We start from the raw sequence: 6918 nt of genomic DNA on the forward strand, positions 1-6918 counted from the left end.
TTCGCGCGTGCGGAGGGCAGGGGCGTGCGTCGGCCACGGCCGTGGCGGTGGTCACGGCCGCGGTGGCCATGGCCGTGGTCACGGCCGCCCGGGGGTGCGGTCGCCCCGGGTCACCCCCGCGGGTAGCGGGTCAGCCAGGCCGTGGAGGTGGCCGCCGGGCCGTGGAGGGCGGGGCCCTGGGTCATCTCCAGGGCGAAGTCGTCGGCCAGTTCGAGGATCGTGGCGCGGCCTTCGAGGCCGGCGAGCCAGGCGGCCGGGAGGGCCGTCTCACCGTGCTGGGCGCCGAGCAGGGATCCGCAGAGGGTGCCGGTGGCGGCCGAGTCGCCGCCGTGGTTCACGGCCAGGCGCAGACCGTGCGCCACGTTCTCGGCGACCAGGGCGCAGTACACGGCGACGGCGAGTACCTCTTCGGCGGAGCGCCCGGGGCCGGGCGACAGGCCCTCGACCGTCTGCGGCGAAGGGACGCCCGTGGTGACGGCGCCGAGCGCGCGCTGCAGGGCGTCGGTGACGGGCTGGTGGCCGGGGCGCACCCCGAGCAGGCCCAGGGCGCGCTGGACGGCGGAGTCGAGGGATTCGCCGCGGGTCAGGCCGTGCACGATGACGGCGTGGGCCCCCGCGGCCAGGTACGCGGTGGGGTGTCCGTGGCTCTGCGCGGCGCACTCGATGGCGAGTTGGAGGACGAGGGCGGGCTCCCAGCCGACCAGCAGCCCGAAGGGCGCCGAACGGGTGGCCGCGGCCGGATCCACGGCGGTCGGGTTCTTCGGCTGCGCGAGCGTCCCGAGGGCCCCGTCGGCGAAGCCGGTCAGGGAGGAACGGGCGGGCGAGCGGCGGGCGTAGAGCCACTCCTCCTGCGCGAGCCAGCCGTTGTCCTCGCGGCGCTCGTCGGGGCCCCAGTCGCTCTGGGTGAGGGCCCAGCGGAGGTGGGCGCGGTGCACGTCGGTCGGCGGGTGCCAGGCTCCGGTGTCCCGGCGCACGTGGGCCCTTATCAGGCCGTCCACGGTGAACAGGCCGAGCTGCGTGGCCGCGGTGACCGTGGCCCGGGGAGCCGGGTCCGTCAGGCCCGCCGGGCCGTGGGCTTCGAGGAGCTCGGGCAGGGAGAGGGGGCCGGCGGGGGCGCCGAGGGCGTCGCCGAGGGCGGCTCCGAGGAGGGTTCCCCTGACGCGGCTACGGAAGTCCTGCTGCTCGGTACGGCCCCAGAGGCCGGTGGTGACCGCGGCGCGGCCGCCCAGGGTGGCACCGGCGGCGGGGCCCGTGGCGGGGCCGAGGCTGGTGTCCCCGCGGGTGGCTCCGCCGGTGGGTGGGGGGGACGGCTGGAGGGGCTGGGCTGCCCCGGAACCGCTCTGGTGCTCCCCGGACGTTTCCGTCGCCGTGTCCATTCGATCCCCCCGGACTGCCCGCGCGTGTTCTGGCGGGCACTGTAGTGGACAGTACCGATCGGGTCCGGAAGTGGTCGGTCACGCAGACCGTATGCCGCCACGGAACGGCCGAATCCCGCCCTTCCCTGCAGGACGCGAAGCCCGCCACCTGCCCCGCCCCGGCTGCGTCTGTGCCGCCGCGCGGGGCGGAGTTCCGCGCAGCCCCGTGTGCCGCTGCGCGGGGCGATGTCCCGCGCAGCACCCCTTTGCCACTACGCGGGCCGAAGTCCCCGCAGCACCCTTTGCCGCTGCGCGGGCCGAAGTCCCCTACCCGCCCTTCGCCCGTTCCCCGGGGCTGTGCCCCGGACCCCCTGGGGCTCCGCCCCAGACCCCGCTCCTCAAACGCCGGAGGGGCTGGATTTGGCCGGGGCGCAGCCTGGATGTGCGGGCACCTGCGGACCGAATCCAGACGGACGCCCGCCAACATCCAGCCCCTCCGGCGTTTGAGGAGCGGGGGTACGGGGGCTGGCCCCCGCAACGGTGCCGCGCGGGGCAGCGGAGGGGGGGCGGGGCTTCGCCCCGTAGGACGGTCGGCGGCTGCGGGCCGGGTTCCCTCGCCGGCCAGGCGGGTGGCACGTTTTGACAGTCGACTTACACCCGGTCGATTTCGGCCATGCCGTGTTCACGTTGCGTTATCCGGAGGCCAAGACGCTCGGGGACATGAAGAAGGCACTGCTCGCCGCGACCGTCGTCGCCTCCACGTTCACCCTCGCCATCGTCGCGGCCCCCGCCGCCTCCGCCCACGGGTGGGATTTCGGCTGGGGTGGCCACCACGGCAACTCCTCCATCCCCTTCACCGAGGCCACCGTCACCGCCGGTGCCGACGGGGCGTACACCCTGAAGTGGAACGCCAAGGGCACCAAGCGCGTGGAGATCAAGGCGAACGGCAAGGTCGTCGCCAAGGGCGGTGCTCAGGGCGAGGCCGTCGTCGGCGGGCTGCCCGCCGCCGACCGGCAGTGGTTCGACTTCGAGCCCGAGCGGGGCGAGGGGCTGCGCCTGGCCGACCGGCTGATCAAGCTGGAGGGCACCGCCAACTTCCGTGACGCGGGAGGCTACCGCACCACCACGGGCCAGTGGGTCAAGATGGGCGAGATCTACCGCTCCGACGCCCTGAACAAGCTCACCGCCAACGACCTCGCCAAGCTCCAGCGCCTGCGCGTCAAGACGGTCTTCGACCTCCGCATGGAGAGCGAGCGCACCACGGACGCGGACAAGGTCCCGGCCGGCGCCACCTACGTCGTCGCCGACGTCTTCGCCGGCTCGGGCTCCTTCCAGGCCATGCCCAAGACCCCCGACGAGGCCGTCAAGGCCATGGTCGACGCGGAGAAGGCCATGGTCAGCGGCGAGGGCGGCAAGAAGGCCTACACGCAGGTCTTCGAGGGGATCGAGCGCGACCGCAACCGCTCCGTCCTGTTCCACTGCACCGCGGGCAAGGACCGTACGGGCTGGGCGAACGCCTCCCTGCTGACCGCCCTCGGCGTGCCGAGCGAGACCGTGATGGCCGACTACCTGGCCAGCAACGACTACCGCAAGGCCGCCAACGACGCGATCCTCTCGCACCTGCCGGCCGCCCAGGCCGCCGTCTACAAGCCGATGCTCGACGTGCGCCCCGAGTACCTCAACGCCGGGTACGAAGAGGTCAACTCGAAGTTCGGCAGCTTCGACAACTACCTCAAGAGCGGCCTCGGCATCGACGGCCGCGAGCTGAAGCAGCTGAAGAAGGACCTCCTGGTCGGCTGACGTCGCGCGGACGCGCACGCGCACGCGGGTACGGACGCGGACGCGGTACGGACCGGGCACCGGCGCTTCACGCCGGTGCCCGGTCCCGTACCCGGTGTCAGTCCAGGACCGGGAGCAGCTCCGGCAGGTGGCCGTCCGAGGCGCGGGCCGCGTCCTGGCGCTCTTGCGGGACCTCGCCGTAGAGGGTCGTACGGGCCTTCGCGGGCCGGCCGGCCGCCTCGGCGACGGCGATCAGGTCCTGGACGGACTTGTACGAGCCGTAACTCGACCCGGCCATGCGGGAGATGGTCTCCTCCATCAGGGTGCCGCCCAGGTCGTTGGCGCCCGAGCGGAGCATCTGCGCCGCGCCCTCCGAGCCCAGCTTCACCCAGCTGGTCTGGATGTTGGTGATGTGCGGGTGCAGCAGGATCCGGGCCATCGCCGTCACCGCGCGGTTGTCGCGCACGGTCGGCCCGGGCCGGGCGATGCCCGCCAGGTAGACGGGAGCGTTGGTGTGGATGAAGGGCAGCGTGACGAACTCCGTGAAGCCCTCCACCCCCTTGGCCCGCGCCTCCTGCTGCATGCGCGCCAGGGTGCGGAAGTGGCCCAGCCAGTGGCGGGGCTGGTCCACGTGGCCGTACATCATCGTGGACGAGGACCGGATGCCGAGCTCGTGCGCCGTCGAGACCACGTCGATCCAGTCGGCCGTCGGCAGTTTGCCCTTGGTGAGGACCCAGCGGACCTCGTCGTCCAGGATCTCCGCGGCCGTACCGGGGATGGAGTCGAGGCCGGCCTCCTTGGCGGCCGTCAGCCAGTCCCGTACCGACATCCCCGTGCGGGTCGCGCCGTTGACGACCTCCATCGGGGAGAAGGCGTGCACGTGCATGCCGGGGACGCGCTCCTTGACCGCCCGCGCGATGTCGAAGTAGGCCGTCCCGGGCAGGTCCGGGTGGATGCCGCCCTGCATGCACACCTCGACCGCGCCCACGTCCCACGCCTGGGCGGCCCGGTCGGCGACCTGGTCGAGCGAGAGGGTGTACGCGTCCGCGTCCGTGCGGCGCTGCGCGAAGGCGCAGAAGCGGCAGCCGGTGTAACAGACGTTGGTGAAGTTGATGTTGCGGGTCACGATGTACGTGACGTCCTCGCCCACCACCGACTTGCGCAGGTCGTCCGCGATCCGGCAGAGGGCGTCCAGCGCCGGACCGTCCGCGTGCAGCAGGGCGAGCGCCTGCTCGTCGGTGAGCCGGGTCGGGTCGTCGCCGGCCTGCGCGAGCGCCGCCCGTACGTCGGTGTCGATGCGCTCGGGGACCATGCCGGGGGCCGCGGCCTCGCGCAGGGCCTCCCAGTCGCCGTAGACCTCGTCGAAGTCCTCGCGCCGGTCGCCGGTACGGCCCTGCGTGTCGATGGTGGCGTGCAGGTCGGTCCGGCCGAAGGCGGCGAAGCCCTCGTCCGGCTCCTGCCACGGCCGGCCCTCGACGGTCGCGGACTCGTCCGCGAGGCCGCTGTCCGAGTCGGCCAGCGCCCGTACGTGGGGCAGCAGGCGGGGATCCAGCCAGGGCTCGCCGCGCTGGAGGAACTCCGGGTAGATGGTGAGGCGTTCGCGGAGTACGAAGCCCGCCTCCGCGGTGCGCGCCGCCAGCTCCTCGATGTGCGGCCAGGGGCGCTCGGGGTTCACGTGGTCGGGGGTGAGCGGGGAGACCCCGCCCCAGTCGTCGATGCCCGCGCCGATGAGCAGGGCGTACTCGGAGTCAACCAGGTTCGGCGGGGCCTGGATGCGGGCGCTCGGGCCGAGGATGTGGCGGGCCACGGCGATGGCCGCCGCGAGCTCCTCCAGCTCCGCGTCGGGCATGCCGCGCATGGCCGTGTCGGGCTTGGCCCGGAAGTTCTGGACGATGACTTCCTGGATGCCGTGGTAGCTGCGCTGGATCCGGCGCAGCTCGAAGAAGGCGTCCGCGCGCTCCTCGTAGGACTCGCCGATGCCGATCAGGACCCCGGTGGTGAAGGGGACGTTGGAGCGGCCCGCGTCCTCCAGGACGCGCAGCCGCACGGCCGGGTCCTTGTCGGGGGAGCCGTGGTGGGGGCCGCCGGGCTCGGACCACAGCCGGGTGGCGGTGGTCTCCAGCATCATCCCCATCGACGGGGCGACGGGCTTGAGGCGCTGGAGGTCCGACCAGGACAGCACGCCGGGGTTGAGGTGCGGGAGGAGGCCGGTCTCCTCCAGGACCCGGATGGCCATGGCGCGCACGTAGGCGAGGGTGTCGTCGTAGCCGTGCGCGTCGAGCCACTCGCGGGCCTCCGGCCAGCGGTCCTCGGGCCGGTCGCCGAGCGTGAACAGCGCTTCCTTGCAGCCCATGGCCGCACCCTTGCGGGCTATGTCGAGGACCTCGTCCGGGGACAGGTACATGCCGTGGCCCTCGCGGCGGAGCTTGCCGGGGACCGTGACGAAGGTGCAGTAGTGGCACTTGTCCCGGCACAGCCGGGTGAGGGGGATGAACACCTTGCGCGAGTACGTGATGACGCCGGGCCGGCCGGCGGCTTCGAGTCCGGAGTCCCGTACGCGGGCGGCGGAGGCGGCGAGGTCCCTCAGGTCCTCGCCGCGCGCCTGCAGGAGTACGGCCGCCTCGGTCGCGTCGAGCGCGACGCCGTCGCGGGCGCGGCGGAGCGCGCGGCGCATCGAGTTCTCGGTCGGAGCGTCACTCGGAGTGGTCATGGCCCGAGCATACGATCCGCCCGCGCGGGCACGGAGGGGCTCATCGCATCAGCTCCCCGGCGTTGACCAGCAGGGACTGGCCGGTTATCGCCCGTGCCCGGTCCGAGGCGAGGAAGGCCGCGGCGTCCGCCACGTCCCCGTCGGTGGCCAAATCGGGCAGCGCCATGCGGTCGGTGAGGCGGGAGTGCACCTCGGCCTCCGGGACCCCTTCGGTGTGCGCGGTGAAGGTGACGAAGGCCTGAACCGGCGGGCCCCACATCCAGCCGGGGAGCACGGTGTTCACCCGGATGCGGTGCGGGCCGAGCTCGCGGGCCATGGAGTACATGGCGGAGGTCAGCGCACCCTTGGAAGCGGCGTAGGCGGCCTGCTGCACCTCGTTGGGGGAGGCGATGGCGGACTGGGTGCCGATGATGACGACGGAGCCGCCGGCCGCCTTGAGCGCGGGGAGGCAGGCGCGGGTCATGCGGAGGGTGCCGAGCAGGTTGACGTCGAGGATTTGCTGCCAGGTGCCGAAGTCGGCGTCCTGGAGGCCGCCGAAGTACGAGTCCCAGGCCGCGACGTGGACGACGGCGTCGACCCCGCCGAACCGCTCCTGCGCGAGGGCGGCGAGGGCCTCGCACTGGCGCTCGTCGGAGATGTCGGTCGGCAGGTACGCGGTGTGCGTGCCGTCGGGGTCGATCTCGGCGGCGGACTTCGCGAGGTTCGCCTCGGTCCGCGCCCCGAGCACGGCGTTGCCGCCGTCCCGGACGACGGTGGCGGCCACCTGGTGCCCCAGCCCGGCGCCCACGCCGGAGACGATGACGGTCTTGCCTTGCAGCAGCAGCGACATGGTGCGGGCCTCCTGGGGGTGGGGCTTATCTGACGGGGCGTCAGGTTACGGCGCGGGGCGTCGGGAGGGAAGGGGCGGGCTGCGCGCCGCCGGGGACTCTGTCCCCGGGCCCCTGCGCCTCAAGCGCCGGCGGGGCTGGGGTGTGCCGGTGCGCGGGCTGGCTGCGGGGGGTGGGGTGGTGCCGGGGGGGGGGGGGGGGGGGGGGGGGGGGGGGGGGGGTGTGGTGGGGGGGGGGGCGGCCGAAG

At 73.6% G+C, this 6918-nt stretch carries 4 protein-coding genes; 1 reads left to right on the forward strand and 3 read right to left on the reverse strand.

Going from position 1 to position 6918, the window contains the following annotated elements; translation table 11 throughout:
• Positions 1 to 110 precede the first annotated feature (110 nt).
• A complete protein-coding gene (locus ACIA8F_RS35390) occupies positions 111 to 1376 on the reverse strand; it encodes an ADP-ribosylglycohydrolase family protein (protein ID WP_399385103.1) in 1266 nt (421 codons plus the stop codon).
• Positions 1377 to 2075: 699 nt separating this feature from the next.
• On the opposite strand from ACIA8F_RS35390, the gene ACIA8F_RS35395 reads away from it, so the two are divergent.
• Positions 2076 to 3155, forward strand: coding sequence for a tyrosine-protein phosphatase (locus tag ACIA8F_RS35395; protein WP_399385105.1), 1080 nt, complete (start codon positions 2076 to 2078; stop codon positions 3153 to 3155).
• A 97-nt stretch (positions 3156 to 3252) separates the two neighbouring features.
• Here the strand turns inward: ACIA8F_RS35395 and ACIA8F_RS35400 are convergent, their stop codons facing one another.
• Positions 3253 to 5844, reverse strand: a complete 2592-nt coding sequence (locus ACIA8F_RS35400) for a bifunctional FO biosynthesis protein CofGH (protein WP_399385107.1) — start codon at positions 5842 to 5844, stop codon at positions 3253 to 3255.
• Positions 5845 to 5884: 40 nt separating this feature from the next.
• Positions 5885 to 6673 (reverse strand): SDR family oxidoreductase, encoded by a 789-nt coding sequence (locus ACIA8F_RS35405; RefSeq protein ID WP_383951246.1) that lies wholly within the window; start codon positions 6671 to 6673, stop codon positions 5885 to 5887.
• Between the last annotated feature and the right edge of the window lie 245 nt (positions 6674 to 6918).

The sequence above is a fragment of the Streptomyces sp. NPDC051563 genome, from assembly GCF_044454225.1.
GTDB lineage: Bacteria > Actinomycetota > Actinomycetes > Streptomycetales > Streptomycetaceae > Streptomyces.